The following is a 19,521-nucleotide window of genomic DNA, read 5'->3' on the forward strand; positions in this document are numbered from 1 at the left end:
GAGGTATAGACCCTTGTCGATCCAGTCAGTCGATTCATTCCCACTAACCGGTGCCCAATCAGGCATATGGTATGCGCAGCAGCTTGATCCATCTAATCCCATTTTCAATACAGCTGAGTATATAGATATTAAAGGTTATATTGACCCCATACACTTTGAAGCAGCCATTAGAAAGACTGTCTTAGAAGCAGATTCCTTGTATATGCGCTTCGTTGAGGATACTGACGGTCCAAAGCAATGGTTTACATCTAAGAAAGAGATTCCATTTCAATATATCAATTTACAATATGAAAAACAGCCGCTTGATGCGGCTAAAGCATGGATGAATGCAGATCTTTCAACATCAGTCTCTTTAGAGAAAGATGTATTATTCCGTGAAGTACTTTTTCAACTTGCTGACGACCGATTTATCTGGTATCAGCGCATTCATCACATTGCCATTGATGGATTCGCCTTTTCGCTCATTGCACGCCGTGTTGCTGAGGTCTATTCAGCCCTATCGAAAGGGACACCTGTGCCTCCTCAAACATTTGGAGCCTTACATGACGTAGTCCAAGAGGAGATCACCTATCAACAGTCCAATCGGTATGAAGAGGATCGAGCGTTTTGGAAAAATCGCTTTGCTGATCAACCTGAAATTGTGAGCCTTGCTGAGCTTGCCCCAAGAACTTCAGATGATTTTATCCGAAAAACCGCTAGCTATGATGCTGAAAAGGTAAGCAAAATGAAAAAAATTGCTCAAGCTTTCGGTTGTACTTGGCATGAAATGATTCTTGCCGCATCCGCTCTATATATGCATCGTATGACTGGTGCACACGATATTGTTTTAGGATTGCCTGTTATGATGCGCCTTGGATCTTGCGCCTTGCAAACACCCGGAATGGTCATGAACCTAGTACCGCTTCGTTTAACATGCAAACCAGAAATGACGCTCTCAGCACTTGTTCGCCAAGTATCTGATGAACTGAAAGCCATTCGGCCTCATCAAAGATATCGTCACGAAGACATGCGGAGAGACTTTAAACTCATCGGAAGAAATCAACGATTATTCGGCCCACAGATCAATATCATGCCATTTGATTATGATCTCATGTTCGATCAGAGCATTGGTCAAGCACATAATCTTTCAGCAGGACCCGTAGATGATTTATCGATCAACATATACGACCGCGCGGACGGGAACGGATTTCAAATCGACTTTGATGCAAACCCTGCCGTTTACAAAGAGCAAGCAGTTGACGCTCATCAGCATCGTTTTCTTCAATTGCTGGAGGAAATAACTGGACTAGAACAAGATCAGACAATCAGTCAATTCAACCTTCTTTTGTCTAAAGAAAAAGAGAACATCCTCAAGCACTGGAATGATACAAAACGAGAATTACCAAAAGAATCTTTACGGGAACTATTTGAAAAACAAGTCAGCAAAACACCACAAGCAAAAGCAATACAGTTTGAAGGAACCACTTTGACCTACGAAGAGTTAAATCAACGGGTAAATCAATTAGCTCATTATTTGAAAAGGCATGGCATCGGACCAGAACAATTTGTCGCAATTGCTCTGCCTCGATCCATCGATATGGTCGTAAGTCTGTTGGCCGTCGTCAAAACAGGAGCCGCATATCTGCCATTAGACCCTGATTACCCTAGCGATCGTGTCGCCTATATGCTAAATGATGCCAAACCAGCGTGCTTGCTCACAGTCAAAGAGACCGCAGACCGTTTGGACCATCCACACATCGTTCAACTCGATGATTCAACTGTTTATCAGGAGATCGTAGGGAGTCCGCATCTCAATCCGACCTGGAACGAAGGCTCTCCACATCACCCGGCTTACATCCTCTACACGTCAGGATCGACAGGCAAACCAAAGGGTGTTGTTGTAACAAAACGAAATGTGATCAACTTTATATTGTCCATGCAAGATTCATTTTTATTAGATCAAGGAGACCAGCTTTTAGCGGTAACGACCATTGCCTTTGATATTTCCGGGCTAGAAATGTTCCTCCCACTCTTACATGGGGCTGCTCTTTTATTGGCAAAAAAAGAAATCATACAAGAGCCAGCAAAGCTTTCAGACATGATTCGTTCTCATCATGTCACAATCATGCAGGCAACACCAACGTTGTGGCATGTATTGGCAGATGAATACCCTGACGTGATAACAGGTATGCGTGTTCTTGTTGGAGGAGAAGCACTCCCTGCCTCCCTTTTGCACACATTGCAATCTCTTCAATGCGACATTACCAATTTGTACGGACCTACAGAAACGACGATCTGGTCTACGATGGAAAATGTCACAGCACATCAAGAGAATAGCGGGCCGCCAATTGGCAAACCCATTTGGAATACGAGTATTTACATTTTAGATGAAGGGCTAAACCCTGTCCCAGCAGGATCAATCGGTGAACTTTATATTGCAGGTGAAGGAGTATCCAGAGGATATCTTGGACGATATGATTTAACGGCTGAACGTTTTGTGGCTGATCCATTCGGTACAAAAGGCACGAGAATGTATCGTACTGGTGATTTAGCCAGATGGCGTGAGGATGGTTCAATTGATTATATCAGCCGTGCCGATCATCAAATTAAAATCCGCGGCTTCCGTATTGAACTAGGTGAAATCGAAACCGTGATTATGCAACACCAATCCATAAAGCATACATCTGTTATCGTTCGTGAGGATCAACCTGGACAACAGCTGCTTTGTGCGTATGTTGTGCTGACAGATGGCACTTCTCTGCACCCTTCAGAGCTCAGGCAGTTTGTGGCTGCATCACTTCCTGATTACATGGTGCCTTCTGCTGTTGTCGTTTTGCCAGACCTTCCACTTACACCAAACGGCAAAATCGATCGCAAAGCATTACCAGCACCAAATATGTCTTTAGTTAGTTCTGACCGTACACCTAGAACGCCCCAAGAAGACATGTTATGTAGTTTATTTGCAGAAACCCTTGGCCTATCTCAAATTGGCATAGATGATAGTTTCTTTGACTTAGGCGGACATTCCTTACTCGCCGCTCGTCTGCTTAGACGTATACGCGATACACTTGGTGCAGACCTAAGCATGAGTACCATTTTTGAATCACCTCGAGTTGCTGAGCTTGCGCAGCACATTGACAAAGCGAAGGACATTCGGCCGCCGCTTCAGGTAGAAAACAAGCCAGATGAGATTCCGTTATCCTTTGCCCAAAAACGGCTCTGGTTCCTTCATTGCCTTGAAGGGCCAAGTCCAACTTACAATATCCCACTTGTCATTCAGCTGACAGGTACACTAGATCAAAAAGCTTTAATTGGTGCATTGGCAGATATCACTGAAAAACATGAAACCCTTAGAACCATTTTTCCAAATAAGAACGGCATGCCAAGACAGGTCATTTTACATCCAAAAAGTGTTCAGCCTGAACTCCATGTCACAGCTTCAAGCGATCAACAAATTGAGAATCAGTTAAACGAAGCCATTCGCTATAGCTTTAAGATTGAAGAAGAACCCGCACTGCGAGCAGATTTATTCATGCTTGATGCAAATCGATCCGTACTGCTTCTATTGCTACATCACATCGCTGGTGACGGCTGGTCACTTGCACCATTGACACGAGACTTAGCTGCTGCTTACGAAGCACGTATACAAGGGAAATCACTCTCCTTGCCAGCCGAACCTGTTCAATATGCTGACTATGCTATTTGGCAACAAAAGCTGTTGGGCAGTGAAGAAGAGACGGATAGTCTATTTGCCAAGCAACTAAGCTATTGGACAGGTGCCTTACATGACCTGCCAGAAGAACTGGAGCTTCCCTATGACTTCCCGCGTCCACAGGAAGGAAGCTTCAACGGTGCTACGATAGACTTTACGATTGAGCCCGCTTTACACCAGCTGCTCCTTGAGCTTGCAAAGCAGCATCAAGTGAGTTTGTTCATGGTGCTTCAAGCATCACTTGCAGCATTACTGACACGCCTTGGGGCGGGGACAGATATCCCAATTGGCAGTCCAATTGCTGGACGGAATGACGATGCACTTGACGACATTGTGGGATTGTTTGTGAACACACTAGTATTACGTACAAATACAGCTGGTAATCCAACCTTTAGTGAGCTATTGAAGCGAGTTCGAGACGTTGACTTAGCAGCCTATGAGCATCAGGATCTGCCATTTGAACGGCTAGTCGAAATCCTAAATCCAACCCGATCCAGATCACGCAATCCATTGTTCCAGGTCATGCTTGCCTTCCAAAATACACCGAAGGCGGAAATGAAGCTGACACAACTTGACTCAGATCTCTACGTGAAACCAGTAGGGTCAGCTAAATTTGATCTGACCATCGAATTGACAGAACAAAGAACTGAAACTGGATCAGCAGCAGGATTAACAGGTTTGTTTGAATTCAGTACAGATGTATTTAAACAAAGCACCATTCGAGCAATCGCTGACAGAATGAAGCGCTTTTTAACAGAAGTAGCTGAGCGCCCACACCTGCCGATTGGTCAAGTGAACATTTTGTCGGATAAAGAACGACAAACATTTCTCCCTGACAAAAAGACATTCGCTCAGTTAGACCAAGCACCTAGTCTCCCAGCCTTATTTGAAAAAACGGCGCAGCAATACCCTGATCGAGTGGCTGTAACGGATGGCAATCAACAGCTTACCTATGAAGAGTTAAACAACAAAGCCAATCGACTTGCTCATTTATTAATAGAAAGAGGCGTTGGACCAGAACAGTTCGTTGCACTTGCCCTGCCTAGATCAATCGATATGCTCGTAAGCTTATTAGCCGTTCATAAAGCAGGCGCAGCCTATGTTCCGCTTGATCCTGACTATCCAGCAGACAGGCTGGCATACATGATACAAGATGCCAAACCCGTTTGCAGCATCACAACAAAAGCAGATGCAGTGCATCTCCCTGCTGATTGCGATTTGATTTTGTTAGACGAAAAAGAAACGAGCGATCAATTGCTGACTACGCCAAATCACAATCCGGCTGATATAGACAGAATTGAGCCACTATCTTCTCTGCATCCGGCCTATATTATTTATACATCCGGTTCTACCGGGAAACCAAAAGGAGTGGTCATCCCACACCAAAATGTCATCCGTCTTCTGACATCTACTGCACATTGGTTCCATTTTGATGAAGAAGATGTTTGGACAATGTTTCATTCGTATGCCTTTGATTTTTCAGTATGGGAAATATGGGGACCACTTTTATATGGAGGTCGACTTGTCATTGTACCTCATACCATCTCTCGCTCTCCAGAAGAGATGCTGCAGCTTCTAGTCGAGGAAGGTGTGACTGTGCTTAATCAAACACCTTCTGCCTTCTATCAGCTCATGCAGATAGACAAGGAACAACAAACACTTGGTCAAGCACTATCACTCCGCTATGTCATCTTTGGCGGTGAAGCATTAGAGCTTAGCAGATTAGAAGATTGGTACAGCCGTCACTCAGACTGTAAGCCAAAGCTAATTAACATGTACGGCATAACAGAAACCACCGTACACGTTACGTACAATATACTCAATCGAGACATGATCGCAAAGAAATCCAGTAGCTTAATAGGCGAACCGATTCCTGATCTACACGTTTACGTACTAGATGAATACCTACAACCTGTTCCCCCTGGGACGACAGGTGAAATGTATGTAGCTGGAGCTGGCTTGGCAAGAGGTTATCTAAGCAGGCCTGACCTGACCTCAGATCGATTCCCTGCCGACCCTTATGGAGCACCTGGCACAAGGATGTATCGTACAGGTGACCTCGCACGCTGGACAGAAGAAGGGGCACTTGATTACATTGGCAGAGCTGATCATCAAATTAAAATACGCGGGTTTAGGATTGAACTTGGAGAAATCGAAGCCGTTCTGGCACGCCACGATGCAGTTGCACAAGTTGCCGTCATTATGCGAGAGGATCAGCCTGGTGACAAACGCTTAGTCGCATATATCGTAACAACTGAAGAAGACTGTTTCGATACAGAGACCCTTCGTCATTTTGCCGCAGCCAGTCTTCCTGATTACATGGTGCCTGCGGCATATGTACAGATTGATACCATGCCACTTACAGCAAACGGGAAGCTTGCTCAAAAATCACTGCCGGCACCTCAATTGCATATAAAGCAAACGGATGGCCGCGGCCCAAGAAATCCGAAGGAGGAAATCCTATGTCATCTCTTTGAAGAGGTGCTTGATTTGCCAAAAATCAGCATTGACGATCGCTTTTTTGACATTGGCGGGCATTCCTTACTTGCGGTTCGTTTAATCAGCCGCATTCGTGATGCACTTGGTGTCAAACTAAGCATCGGAACGTTGTTTGAAGCACCAAATGTTGCAAGTTTGGCAGAGAAACTAGAAACAGGAAGCGATGAAAACGCACTAGAAATCTTGCTGCCACTACGAACAAATGGAGAAAGATATCCTCTCTTCTGTGTTCACCCAGCAGGTGGTCTTAGCTGGTGCTATGCTGGTCTCTTGAATACATTAGAGAAAGACATCCCTATTTATGGATTACAGGCACGAGGAATCGCAAGAAAAGATGACTACCCGCGCACACTAGATGATATGGCTGCGGATTATATCAAGCACATCCAAACGATTCAGCCAAAAGGCCCTTATCATCTTCTTGGCTGGTCACTAGGCGGAAACGTTGTACAGGCAATGGCTACACAGCTCCAGCAGCAAGGTGAAGAAATCTCACTCGTTGCGATGCTGGATGCCTATCCGAACCATTTCTTACCGATTAAAGAAGCACCTGATGAAGAAGAAGCACTAATCGCTCTTCTTGCGCTCGGCGGTTATGATCCAGATACCTTAACAGATGAACCGCTCACAATGAAAAGTGCCGTCGACATCTTGAAGAAAGATGGCAGTGCACTAGCAAGCTTAAGTGAAGATGCCATTAGAAATCTAAAAGAAACCTATGTCAATTCAGTTCGATTGCTCGGAGAATATCAGCCAAAAACTTATCATGGAGACATATTATTCTTTAGATCTACCATTATCCCAGATTGGTTTACACCAATTGATCCCGAAGCATGGGCACCTTATATCAACGGAAAAATTGAACAGCACGACATTCATTGCCGGCACAAAGACATGTGCCAGCCTAAACCCCTAGCAGAAATTGGTGTCATCTTAGACAACACACTGCATCGGGTCAAACAAAAGCACTAAGAATAAAGGAGAGATGACAAATGACAAATCCCTTTGATCATGAAGACGGTGTCTTTCTTGTGCTTGTCAATGAACAAGGACAGCATTCACTTTGGCCATCATTTGCACCAGTGCCAGATGGATGGGAAAAGGTCTTTGGTGAAGACACTAGAAATGCCTGCATCGATTATATCCAGACACACTGGCAGGACTTACGGCCTTTAAGCTTAACAAAAGAACCTGCCCTAGCACATGGAAAAACGGAATAAATCATCGCACCCTGATCTCACTCAGGGTGCTTTTTTGACAGAATAAACATCACCATCTTTCCAGCCCTTTCTGCTACAATTTAATTGAGAATGTTTATCAATCATTAAGAGATCAGGTGGTTTTATGGGAAATAACAATCAATTACGTACAATGGCAAATGCCGAACAATTCATCTATCGATTAACATATACTGAAAAAATAAATAATGCAGAGCTTCCGCATACGGAGCAACAGCTATCAGATACATTCTGCCTCCTCTTCAGCATAAGCGGCAGCGGTTTACTCACATTGAACGATCAAAAATGGCGATTGAAAAATCTGACACTCTATACGATCATGCCTGGGGAAACATTTATGTTGAAAACAGAGCCTTATCGAAAACACGAGCTCTATCTGTTTCGCTTTCAGCTCTACACACTGCAAGATCAAAACATAGGAGAAGTATCAACTGAACATGCCCGTTCTTTACTGAATGTATGGCAATTTATCGATATTAGCTCGATTGAACAAATTCATTCTTTACTGCCTGAAATGACAGAGGAATGGAAAAGACCTGAATCCATTAGCTTTTTTAGAAGCCAAACTCTTTTTCAACAGCTCATTATGCAGCTTTTCACACTGCATAAAGAAGATATTTGTGACACGGCACATGCCCTTTTCAAAACAAAACAATATATTGATCAACATTCCGAAGAACCCCTCAGCCTTACAAGTCTATCTCATATGGCTGGCATCAGCGCCAATCATTACAGTGACCTATTTAAAAAGCATTTTGATGTGAGTGTCACTGATTATATCACCAAGAAAAGGATGGCTAGAGCCAAACAGTTAATGGCAAAAAGCAATGCAAAGCTCAAAGACATTGCACTGGAAATCGGCTATCAAGATCCCTATTACTTTAGCCGCATCTTTAAGAAAAAAACTGGCATGACCCCTTCTGCTTATATGAAAAGCCGTCAGCGGAAAATTGCAGCCTATGGTCATTCCATACTCGGTCAGCTCACACCAATTCATATCATCCCATATGCTGCCCCTCTTCATCCTAAATGGACAGCACATGATTTTGAGCATCATGCAGAAGAAATTCCGATTCACCTGAGTGCACATCGTATCAACGAGCACGCTGAAGCCAATTTACAGCAATTAAAGGAAACAAAACCTGAGCTGATCATTGCCAATGATCATGTGACAGAGGAAGAAAAACAAGTGTTGAAAACCATCTGTCCTGTTCACTTTGTTCCATTCACACAATTGAATTGGCGCGCTCAATTCAGACAAACAGCTATGTTCCTGAACGAAGCGAAGGAAGCAGAAGAATGGTTGCTTCATTACGAGGAAATCGTCATTCAAGCGAAAAAGGCATGCCTTGTTGATCATCCACCAAAAACCGTCCTGCCTCTTCGTATCTTTCAAGATCAGCTCTACTTGTCTGTAAATCGCACCATGTCAGAAGTGATTTTTCATGACATTGGTCTTCTGCCAGCTTTTCAGAATGATGGTCAGCTAATAGAAAAAAAAATCAGCATTCGTTCCATACAACAGCTAGACCCAGACGCCATCTTCCTCTTCTTGCATAAGGAGCCAAAAACCATTGCATTTTATCAAAAGTTAAAGCAACAGGAGGATTGGCAAAATCTCAAGGCTGTGAGTCAACAAGCAGTCTATCCACTCGCTTCTGACCCTTGGCGTGAATACACAGCAGCCAGTCATCAACGAGTCATTCAGGACCTTTTATCTTTTTTTCCGTAAAAAGTCCATCATTTGATAGAGAATTGTCTATGGCTAAAAGGACGAAAGCCTAATACAATCTTTAATTGAGAACAATTATCAGTTAAAGGAGAAAACAAATGAAAAAATGGTTAGCATTGCTTACCCTTTGTATCATGACGATCACCACAGCAGCCTGTGGTGCTACAGAAAATAAACCTGCTTCAAACACAGCCAAAAGCAAGTCAGCTGAAGCAACAGAAACAAAAATCAATTACTTAGATCAAACGTACAAGCTCAAAACACCAGTGAAACGAATCGTCATTGCTGGAAGCCTAGAATCAATGGAAGATGCAAAATTACTTGGTATCCAACCTATTGGTGCTTCTACCGTAGGCGGCACATTCCCTGAATTATTTAAAGACATCACAGCGAAAACAGAAGGCATCGGTGAAAAAACAGAACCAAACCTAGAGAAAATCTTAAAACTAAAACCAGACGTGATACTCGGATCAACAAAGTTCCCGCCTGCAACAATTAAAAAACTGGATAAAGTCCAAACGACGATCCCAGTATCCCATGTCTCTTCTGACTGGGAAAGCAATCTTTTATTGCTCGGTACACTGACTGGAAAGAGTGAAGAAGCCAAAAACATCATTTCTGATTATCAGAAAGATCTCAAACAAGCGAAAGAAACCCTGAAAGACAAAAGCAACAACAAAACAGCTGTCATTTTACGCATTAGACAGGGCGACCTGTACGTGTATCCTGAAGACGTATACTTCAACTCAACCTTATATGGGGACTTAGGATTTTCAGCACCAAGTGATATCAAAAAAGCCAAAGCACAAGCGATGATTTCGATGGAGCGCCTGGGCGAACTAAATCCTGACTATATTTTTGTTCAGTTCTCTAAAGCGGAAAACTCATCGAATCCAAACGCATTGAAGGACTTAGAGCAAAATAAAATTTGGACAAGCCTAAAAGCTGTGAAAAATGGGCACATCAATGCAAATGTCGTTGATCCTATGCTTCAAGGAGGAACAGCACTAAGCAAAACAACCTTCCTTGATAAAGCTGTCAAATGGTTAGAAAAAAACAACTAAAAAAAGAAGCGCCAATTTGCGCGATCAGATTGTTGACAAAGGGCTAAAATGATCTTTATTTTTAGCTCTTTGTCTTCTTTTCAGCGTAGTTGAAAACCTTGAGGAGAGAATACACATGAACGGAACGTTTCTATATGACGAGTTTAATGGGCGTCAGCTTGATATTTACCTTCCACAGGACACCTCTATTGATGTTCCAGCTGTCTTTGTACAAGATGGCTCTTCTTTGTTTAGAACACACCTGCTAGAGATCGAAAGAATGATCGAAGCCAATACCATCTCGCCAATCATCATTGTCGGCATACACCCCTTCAATCGACTTGATGAATATACACCATGGAAGGCGTCATCACTGCGTTCTGAGTTTCCTGACTTTAATGGCGAGGCACAGACGTATATGTCATTTTTAGCAAATGACTTGCTCCCATATATCAAAAGAGAATATCCAGTCAAGCAGACCTGTCATCAACATAGTCACGTAGGTGCTTCATTAGGTGGACTATTTGCTATTTATACCCTATTGATGCACCCTGCCCTTTTTAAAAACATCGCATCTATCTCTGGGTCATTTTGGTATCAAGATTTTCTACCGTTTGCTAAACAACAAAGCATTCAGTGTGTGGAGCACCTTGTCTATTTATCTGTAGGCAGTGAAGAAGGTAAAGGCAAAACATCTGCTCAACAGCACATGCCTTTATTCAACAAACAACTACATGACCTTTTATTACAGAAAGGGATGCAGGATTGGCAGCTGCAATATCACATCGAACAAGGGGAGGGCCATCATCTGAAACAATTTCAAAAAAATTTCTTATCGGCCATAAAGTGGTTTTATAAAAGAGAACTCTAATTTTTTATCAGCATGGCACAAAGCCGATATGTTATATTGGAACGTATAGATTGAAAGAGAGGGATTTGCTCATGAGACCTTTACAAATCTCAGCCGATACAGCACAAAAACTTGCGGCATCACTCAATGTACCCATTGAACAAATCATGCACATGCCGCAGCATATCTTAATCGCTAAACTAGCAGAACTTGAACAGAAGAAAGATCGTTCTTCTTAAAGAAATAAAGGAGTTTACATTCATGGAACAACATCTAGAACAATCAACATTACATCCTCGCAGTAAAGGACAAACCATCCTGCTGATTGCTGGGATTTTACTCATTGCATTTAATCTGCGGCCTGCCATTACGTCCGTGGGGCCTCTCATCGGCGCCATTCGTTCCGATTTACAGCTTTCAAATGGACTTGCGGGTTTTCTCACAACATTACCACTGCTCTCATTCGCATTGCTTTCTCCAATTGCACCTAAAATCGGAAAACGTCTTGGCAATGAACGAACCCTTTGGCTTGGGCTTGCTGTCCTTTTATTTGGGATTGTGATTCGCTCGTTTGGCACGATCATCTTCTTAATGATGGGAACCGCGCTTGTCGGTGTCGGGATTGCAATATGTAATGTGCTCTTACCGGGGCTCGTGAAGCATAAATTTCCTGCACATGCTGGATTGATGACGAGCGTTTATACGACCTCGATGTCCGTCTTTGCGGCACTTGCATCAGGTGTCAGTGTTCCACTCAGTCATACGATGCCTGGCGGCTGGAATACATCATTCCTCGTATGGGCTGGCCTTGCTCTTCTCGCGATGATGGTCTGGGCGCCACAGCTTCTTCATCAGAACACAGCGGCCGTCAAAAGCATTTCGCTCACAGAGCAGCCAATATGGCGTTCACGTGTCGCATGGCAGGTGACCTTTTTTATGGGGTTGCAGTCATTCCTTTTCTATAGCAGCATCGCCTGGTTTCCCGATATTTTAACATCACATGGAATGAACCTGTCGACAGCCGGCTGGATGCTGTCCATTATGCAGTTTGCTGGACTGCCATCCACCTTTTTAACGCCTGTTTTTGCAGAAAAATTAAAAACACAAAGACCGCTTGTCTTCGGACTTGTCCTTGTGTATTTACTCGGCATGATCGGACTTCTTCTCGGAGGATCGACGCCTATTCTCGTGATCTCTGTTTTATTGATCGGTATTGGACAAGGTGCCAGCATCAGTCTGGCGCTCACATTTATCGGATTACGGACGACCAATATGGAGCAAGCCGCTGCCCTTTCCGGAATGGCGCAGTCTCTCGGTTATTTATTAGCCGCTGTTGGTCCGTTCATGATCGGTATCCTTTTTGATCTCACACATACATGGACGCCATCCATTATCATCTTTATCATCATCCTATTTTTCATGTTTTTATCCGGTATGCGAGCCGGACGAAGCGTCTATATTTCAGATCCATCATAAAAAAAGAACCCGCCTCCTCGTGAGACGGGTTCTTTTCTGCTTTATGCTTGTTCTGTCACATGAACCTTTAACGTTGCTTGTACCTCTGGATGAAGCTTCACCGGTACATTTGTGTAACCTAATGCACGGATGGCGTCATTCAGCTCGATTTTGCGCTTATCGAGTTTGATTTGATGATCTTTTTGTAATTTATCAGCGATTTGTTTGCTTGTAATCGATCCAAACAGACGACCGCCTTCACCTGATTTTGCAGTGAGCTCCACTGTTAACGCCTCAAGTGTCTCTTTTAGTTGCTTCGCTTGTTCAAGCTCTTGGATGGCATTCTTTTTCTCTTTGTTTTTCTGCCCTTCCAATGCGCTTAGGTTCGTTGGATTTGCTTCAACCGCTAACCCTTGTTTGATGAGAAAGTTGTGAGCGTATCCGTCAGCTACATTCTTGACTTCGCCTTTTTTCCCTTTGCCTTTTACGTCTTTTAGAAAGATGACTTTCATCTTTGAACCCCTCCTTCGAAATATTCATCAATGGCAGCTTTTAACTGCTCTACCGCTTCTTCAATGGTTATACCATACATTTGGGTGGCAGCGTTAGTCAAATGACCGCCGCCATCTAACGCTTCCATGATAATTTGGACGTTGATATCTCCTAATGATCTCGCACTAATGCACACCGTGTTGTCATCTCGTCTAGCGACAGCAAATGACGCTTCTACCTCACTCATTGACAACAGAGAATCAGCCGTCTGGGCAATCGTAATTTGATCATAATACTCCGAGCTGTCTGACGGCAATGAAGCAATCGCCACCTGATTTTGATACAAATCTGTATGTTGAATGAGTTTTGCCCGTTTGATGTAATGATCAACTGTCTCTTTTAGGAATTTTTGCACAAGGACAGGATCTGCCCCCTTCGCACGAAGATAGGATGCTGCATCAAACGTTCTTGATCCCGTTCTCAGCGAGAAACTCTTCGTATCCACGATGATCCCTGCGAGAAGCGCAGTAGCTTCAATCATGTTAATACGCAATTTCTTCGGCTGATACTCTAAAAGCTCTGTCACAAGCTCTGCTGTGGATGAAGCATACGGCTCCATATAGACAAGTAATGGATCACGGATAAACTCTTCGCCGCGTCTATGATGGTCAATGACCACGACATTTTCAATCTTATTGAGCAGTCGTTCTTCCATGACGAGAGACGGTTTATGTGTATCCACGACCACAAGCAATGTATCATCCTCTGCAAGCTCCATGGCTTCCTCTGGGGTGATAAAACGTGACCAAAGATCTTCATAATTCTTAATCTCACTAATCAAGCGTTGAACACTGTCACCAATCTGGTTGGCATCAATGACAATATAGCCTTCTTTCCCATTGGCCTGGGCGACCTTTAAAATTCCAATTGATGCACCGATCGAGTCCATGTCTGGGAACTTATGCCCCATGATCATGACATTTCCGCTTTCAGATACAATTTCTTTTAAAGCATGAGAAATGACTCGTGCGCGTACACGTGTCCGTTTCTCCATTGGATTCGTTTTCCCGCCGTAGAATTTCACTTTTCCATTTGGCTGCTTAATGGCTACCTGATCCCCGCCTCGTCCGAGGGCAAGATCAAGACTCGACTGCGCAAGTGCCCCAAGCTCTTTTAAAGAAGGAACGGACGCTCCAATCCCGATACTCAGAGTAAGCGTCGCACTATGCGCCCCTGTTTTCTCACGGACCTCGTCTAAAATGGAGAACTTCGACGCTTCCAGCTCTGCTAAAATGCTCTCATTTAGAACCGCCATAAATCGTTCAGACGAAATTCGCTTCAGGAAAATGCCATATTCTTGTGCCCAATTGTTTAACAGCGACGTCACTTCACTATTAATGGTGCTGCGCACCTGATCATCAAGACCTTGCGTGACATCATCGTAATTGTCTAAAAAGATATAAGATAACACCGTTCGTTCATTTTCGTACTGTCTTTCAATCTGCACCTGTTCCGTGACATCAAAGAAATATAAAAGGCGCTCTGACCGTTTAATAATGACTTTGAATTTCCGATCATTCAGCGTCACATTTTCTGTCTCGACCTCTTGTTTAATAAGAGGCACAACGGACTCGAATGTATCATACAAAGATCTGCCGACAAGCGTGCTTTCATGAAAGCACGAAGCGAGAAATGGATTTGTCCATTCGATATAATACTGGTCATTAAACAGCATAATACCAATTGGCATTTCCATTAATGCTTCTTCTCCAACCTTTTTGACTCGATAGGATAATGTTGAAATATATGAATCAATCTCTTTTTGCACTTGCGTATCTGCCCACTTTAAGAAGTAGAGCACACCTGCAAGAACGAAAAGACCAACCGCTCCTATGATCCAATTATAATAAAGGTTGAGGAGGACTGTGACCACCGCAAGGACAATCAAAGCGATGATCGGATACTTGATGACAGGTTTTCTATAGAAGCTTGGCACTGATATCAACTCCTCAACATTCAGAGTGAATTATTTGTTTTTTACTTTCTCTCTTAAATCAAAGCCTATGTCAGCAATCCCTATAATACGCACAATCACACCGACTGGCGGATAGAGAACCCCTAACACGATAGCGAAAATGGGCACCGCTTTTGAGATGCTTTTTTCGTGGCAATAATAGAAGATAAAAGAAAATCCCTGAATAAGCACCAGTATAAATAAAATTTGAAAAGCACTCGTTTGAACAAGCCATAAAAAGCTGCCTTTTTCCGTCCGAATCAGCATCAAAAGCAGTGTGAGTAAATAATACCATACCATGCTTTTTGGCAGCCGCATATCCTTAAATTTCTTCAAGACCGGCATGTCTTTGACAAACCGTTTGATCAGAGGCTGCACGAACCAGTGATTCACGAACGCCAGCAATGTGACACCAATTAACAGCGCTACAGGCAAAGCACTCAATGCAGCATCCTGCATCTCTCTGAACTGCTTCAGCTGCTTCGCAATGTTCTGCTCAGAAGCGCCGGATTGCTTTAAGACACTCTCTAACATCGGAATCATTTGTTCAACCGACTCTTTCGCGATACCCATGATATCGACTTGAAAAAGCTGAACACTGACAATAAAGGAGATAAGAAAACTGAATAAATAGATCAGCCCACCTGTAATGATGGCATTCCCAGGCTGCCTTCTGCTGTAGAAAACACCCATGCCTAATCCGGCAGCAATCAGAATTGGCGCACTCATGAGTCCAGCAAGAGACCCAATTAAAAAGCTGATCACTATCCCAATAGCGCCAGCAGCAATTCCTTTTTTCAAGCCGTGCCTGATTGTATAGAGGATAATCGGTATCGGAGCAGCTAGAAAGAAAATAATGGATAATAGCGGCACATACAAATAAAACAGCATCATGACAGAAAAAATACTGATCATGATAGCGCCCTCTACTAACGCTTTTGTTTGTTTCACACCTTCACCTCTATCCAATCCTTTTTCTATATCTTGCTCAATGTGTCCTTCTATGTATACGTACGATGTAAGCTACACCATGTCTTACCCCAACCTTTATTTTACCATAGCGGCAAATCGCAAGTAAAATGCAGGCTATCTTAGGAGCGTTTCACGTGGAACACCAATATAGATTCGTACATGCAACTTTTCAATCAGCATGTTACAATTTTTTAGATTATTCTTAGCTATAAACCCTGAATTCAAGGTCAAAAGCTGTTAGAATAGAAACATCATCAATAAATGTAAGAAGGAGAATTCACATGGGAAAAACACTCGTATTCGGACACAAAAACCCTGACACAGACACGATTTGCTCTGCTATCGCTTACGCTGATCTGAAAAACAAAATCGGCGTTCAGGCAGAAGCGGTCAGACTTGGAGAAATCAATGGAGAAACACAATACGCATTAGATTTCTTTAAACAAGAAGCACCTCGTTTCATTGAAACAGCTGCAAACGAAACAAAGCAAGTCATTCTTGTCGATCATAACGAATTCCAACAAAGTGTAAGCGATATTGATCAAGTACAAGTGACTGAGGTCATTGACCATCACCGTATTGCCAACTTTGAAACAAGTGAACCTCTATACTATCGCGCTGAGCCTGTTGGCTGTACAGCAACAATCTTAAACAAAATGTACAAAGAGAACCAAGTGAAGATTGAAAAAGAAATCGCTGGTTTGCTTTTATCTGCAATCATTTCTGATTCCTTGCTATTCAAGTCCCCAACATGCACACAGCAAGACATTGATGCTGCGCATGAGCTAGCTAAAATTGCAGGGGTAGATCCAGAAGTTTACGGCCTAGACATGCTGAAAGCTGGCGCTGACCTAAGCCAAAAAACGGTTCAAGAATTAATTACAATTGATGCAAAAGAATTCGCACTAGGCAATAGCAAAGTGGAAATTGCGCAAGTCAATACAGTAGATATCGCGGAAGTAACAGCAAGACAGGCTGACATTGAAGCGAAAATCAATGAAGTCATCGCAGCGAAAGGTCTTGATCTATTCGTTCTAGTGATCACAGACATCTTAGAAAATGACTCCCTTGCTCTTGCACTCGGTGCAGAAGCTGCAAAAGTAGAAAAAGCATTTAACGTCACACTTGAAAACAACACCGCTTTACTAAAAGGTGTTGTATCAAGAAAGAAACAAGTGGTACCTGCACTGACAGAGGCACTTTCTTAATCAACACAACAAGACTGCTGACATGTTCAGCAGTCTTTTTTCTTCTTTTAATGAATGTACATATCGCTGACAAGAATATCCTTTAGCACACTTGTTGGAATCGTGAATTCAACTACACCCATGTAACCAGGTGCCACATCATATTCATTAAAGGAAATCACCAGTTTGCCTTTTGAATTGATATAGAAGCTTTGATCCGGCTGAATCTTCTTAAATGGGTCCATATCATCCTTGCCAATCCAGTAAATCTTATTTGAATCCTCTTTCATCTGTTTCTTCATTTGATCTTTAATATTTTCACTAATGACATCTATATACCGGTCATCTTTAAACAAGCTTGGTAATGTAATGAGTACATGGTTTTTCTTATCCACCGTATCATATGTCATTTCCTCTGCCGCAGAAGCTTGAGTCGTCACCTTGTATCGACCTAACGAGAGAATTTGGTCATTGTTTGTTCTCACTTCATATCCGCTCTCTACACTTAAATGACCATTTTTATACCCCTTTGTTTCCTTTTCAAAATCTTGATACAGTTTTTTGTTTTCAGCTAAATATTTTTGATTCAGGCTGTCTTGTAATTTTCCGTCCCCAAGCCCTGAAACGTGTGGTGTTTTAAGGTCAATATTCGTTCCTTGATCACTCTTTTTAAATTCTGTGAATGTCACGACTTTCACCAGCTCGCCAATGACAGGCACCTCTGAAATGGCTCTTGCCGCCTGTGGACTGACATTAACTGTCGTGACAAATAGAGCAGCCGCAGCAACAAGTCCGATGGTCCATTGCTGAAAATGAGGTTTTTTGTTTTTTCGTTTCAATGTTCGTTCAACCATAGCATCATATTCCGGTGGAATAGGGATTTCTAAATATTCCTCTTTTAACTGTTCCAAATGCTTATCCATTTATATTTCCTCCTGCGATAATTCTACTTTTAAAAGCCGCAACGCCTTATATAATCTTGTTTTGATGGTGTTTTCGTTTTCTTCGAGAATATGGGCGATGTCCTCTAATTTTAAATCTTCAAAGAATCTCAAAATGATGATAACCCGGTACATCTCAGGCAAATCCTCTATGGCTCGTCTGACATCTTGATCCTCATAGACATCTGACTCACCCTTTGACAAGAATTCGAGTGTGTCATCATCTGTCACTTGCACCCGCTTCTTCTTTCGTAAAAAGTCTAGGGCAGCGTTCACCACGATTTTATAAAACCAGCTATGCATCTTGGTCGCATCCTCTAATCGGTGAACAGATTTGAGTGCTTTATGAATCGCCTCTTGAACGACATCCATCGCATCCTCTGGGTTTTTGACATAACTATAGGACAATCGATAAAAACTGTGTTTATGCTCCATTACGTAATCAGCAAATTGATCCTCAATCTTTCGTTTCTTCATTTTACAAAGAGCTCCTTTATCTTAAATGCGCATCGGTTATTTCTTACAATGGATAGACGCGCGCCTTTTGAAAATAGTTTGCGCTCGGTTATTTTTTTAACATGTCATCACATTTCCGTTTCTATACAAAAAGAGCGAACCAGACAGGTTCACTCTTTCAAAGCAGATATTGTTTGATGGACAAACTGTTTAAGTGGAGAAAGCGGATGAATGATCGGAACGCCTGTCTCCTCTTCCATCTGCTGTGCCGCATGAACCATCGATAGCTGCATCACGCAAATATCTCCGCTTTTTTTCATACATCTTCTAAGTTGCTTTTTGATTTGCTCCTCATAAGCCTGCATATCACCATTTAGGCAAAGGTGAAAGACATCCTCCATCACCATAACTTCTGCATCAATCTGTTTGCCGTGCTCTATTGCATATGATTTAAGCCGCTTCATCGTCCCTTCCACTGTATCCGGGTTTGAAAACACAAGTTGAAGAGGCCCTTTTCCCTGACAAATCAGCTCAAACAACGGTTCATCGATCGGAACAATCGGTTGTTTAAAAAGATGCTGCTGATTACCCAAAGCGGCAATGTATTGTGTACACGTGAGCAGAATGAGATCGGCTTCATCTTCTTGCATCAGTTTGTTGATGACATAGGCTTGCTGCTTGTGTTGATCAAAAGTGGGATCTTGTGTAGCGCGTTCTATAAATGATGAATCGACCGTGTGATAAAGCGCAATATCGGTATCGCCAAAAACATCTTCTATATATGACTGATTGGACGGATGGGCGTGAAGGCAGTGTAATCGAATCATCAGGTTCGCTCCTCGTGAAAGTTTTCAATCATTATATCAATCCTTGTATGAAATAGGGAGCATGATGACCATATTGTTAGGGAGATATTGAAGGAGGGATTTAATTGAAAGAAGAACAACACCC

At 42.7% G+C, this 19,521-nt stretch carries 14 protein-coding genes; 8 read left to right on the forward strand and 6 right to left on the reverse strand.

All coding sequences use genetic code 11. The features are described from left to right. The first annotated feature begins 13 nt into the window (after positions 1-13). The 7 genes from C6344_RS14255 (at position 14) to C6344_RS14285 (ending at position 12,529) form a co-directional block, all read left to right on the forward strand. Positions 14-7,162 carry an amino acid adenylation domain-containing protein gene (locus C6344_RS14255; protein WP_106073033.1) on the forward strand — a complete coding sequence of 2,383 codons (7,149 nt, stop codon included), beginning with the start codon at positions 14-16 and terminating at the stop codon, positions 7,160-7,162. Positions 7,163-7,182: 20 nt separating this feature from the next. Further along, entirely contained in the window at positions 7,183-7,410 is a 228-nt protein-coding gene (locus C6344_RS14260) for an MbtH family protein (protein ID WP_060597690.1), read from the forward strand. Positions 7,411-7,534: 124 nt separating this feature from the next. Next, positions 7,535-9,160, forward strand: a complete 1,626-nt coding sequence (locus C6344_RS14265; protein WP_106073034.1) for an AraC family transcriptional regulator — start codon at positions 7,535-7,537, stop codon at positions 9,158-9,160. 98 nt (positions 9,161-9,258) lie between these two features. Further along, entirely contained in the window at positions 9,259-10,224 is a 966-nt protein-coding gene (locus C6344_RS14270) for an ABC transporter substrate-binding protein (RefSeq protein ID WP_034660636.1), read from the forward strand. A gap of 115 nt (positions 10,225-10,339) precedes the next feature. Further along, a complete protein-coding gene (locus C6344_RS14275; protein WP_060597691.1) occupies positions 10,340-11,074 on the forward strand; it encodes an alpha/beta hydrolase in 735 nt (244 codons plus the stop codon). 71 nt (positions 11,075-11,145) lie between these two features. Beyond that, positions 11,146-11,292 (forward strand): YycC family protein, encoded by a 147-nt coding sequence (locus C6344_RS14280; RefSeq protein ID WP_003214589.1) that lies wholly within the window; start codon positions 11,146-11,148, stop codon positions 11,290-11,292. A 22-nt stretch (positions 11,293-11,314) separates the two neighbouring features. Next, positions 11,315-12,529 (forward strand): CynX/NimT family MFS transporter, encoded by a 1,215-nt coding sequence (locus C6344_RS14285; protein ID WP_066031472.1) that lies wholly within the window; start codon positions 11,315-11,317, stop codon positions 12,527-12,529. Positions 12,530-12,570: 41 nt separating this feature from the next. Here the strand turns inward: C6344_RS14285 and rplI are convergent, their stop codons facing one another. From rplI to C6344_RS14300, 3 genes are read right to left on the reverse strand one after another with little or no spacing between them, the layout of a single operon-like run. Beyond that, on the reverse strand, positions 12,571-13,020 hold the full coding sequence (gene rplI, locus C6344_RS14290; RefSeq protein WP_034323903.1) for a 50S ribosomal protein L9: 450 nt from the start codon (positions 13,018-13,020) through the stop codon (positions 12,571-12,573). Next, positions 13,017-14,996 (reverse strand): DHH family phosphoesterase, encoded by a 1,980-nt coding sequence (locus tag C6344_RS14295; protein WP_060597693.1) that lies wholly within the window; start codon positions 14,994-14,996, stop codon positions 13,017-13,019. The genes rplI and C6344_RS14295 overlap by 4 nt, the downstream gene beginning before the upstream one ends. Before the next feature lie 30 nt (positions 14,997-15,026). Continuing rightward, entirely contained in the window at positions 15,027-15,965 is a 939-nt protein-coding gene (locus tag C6344_RS14300; protein ID WP_142394279.1) for a YybS family protein, read from the reverse strand. A gap of 302 nt (positions 15,966-16,267) precedes the next feature. Here C6344_RS14300 and C6344_RS14305 point away from each other — a divergent pair, with 302 nt between their 5' ends. Further along, a complete protein-coding gene (locus C6344_RS14305) occupies positions 16,268-17,194 on the forward strand; it encodes a manganese-dependent inorganic pyrophosphatase (RefSeq protein ID WP_106073036.1) in 927 nt (308 codons plus the stop codon). Between the two features lie 47 nt (positions 17,195-17,241). Here the strand turns inward: C6344_RS14305 and rsiV are convergent, their stop codons facing one another. From rsiV to C6344_RS14320, 3 genes are all read right to left on the reverse strand, one after another. Continuing rightward, positions 17,242-18,096 carry an anti-sigma-V factor RsiV gene (gene rsiV, locus C6344_RS14310; RefSeq protein WP_066031470.1) on the reverse strand — a complete coding sequence of 285 codons (855 nt, stop codon included), beginning with the start codon at positions 18,094-18,096 and terminating at the stop codon, positions 17,242-17,244. Further along, positions 18,097-18,591 (reverse strand): RNA polymerase sigma factor SigV, encoded by a 495-nt coding sequence (gene sigV / locus C6344_RS14315; protein ID WP_060597696.1) that lies wholly within the window; start codon positions 18,589-18,591, stop codon positions 18,097-18,099. Positions 18,592-18,740: 149 nt separating this feature from the next. Next, positions 18,741-19,397, reverse strand: a complete 657-nt coding sequence (locus C6344_RS14320; RefSeq protein ID WP_106073037.1) for a hypothetical protein — start codon at positions 19,395-19,397, stop codon at positions 18,741-18,743. Positions 19,398-19,521 lie beyond the last annotated feature (124 nt).

This window comes from Bacillus sp. GBSW19, from assembly GCF_002998655.1.
Classification (GTDB): domain Bacteria; phylum Bacillota; class Bacilli; order Bacillales; family Bacillaceae; genus Bacillus.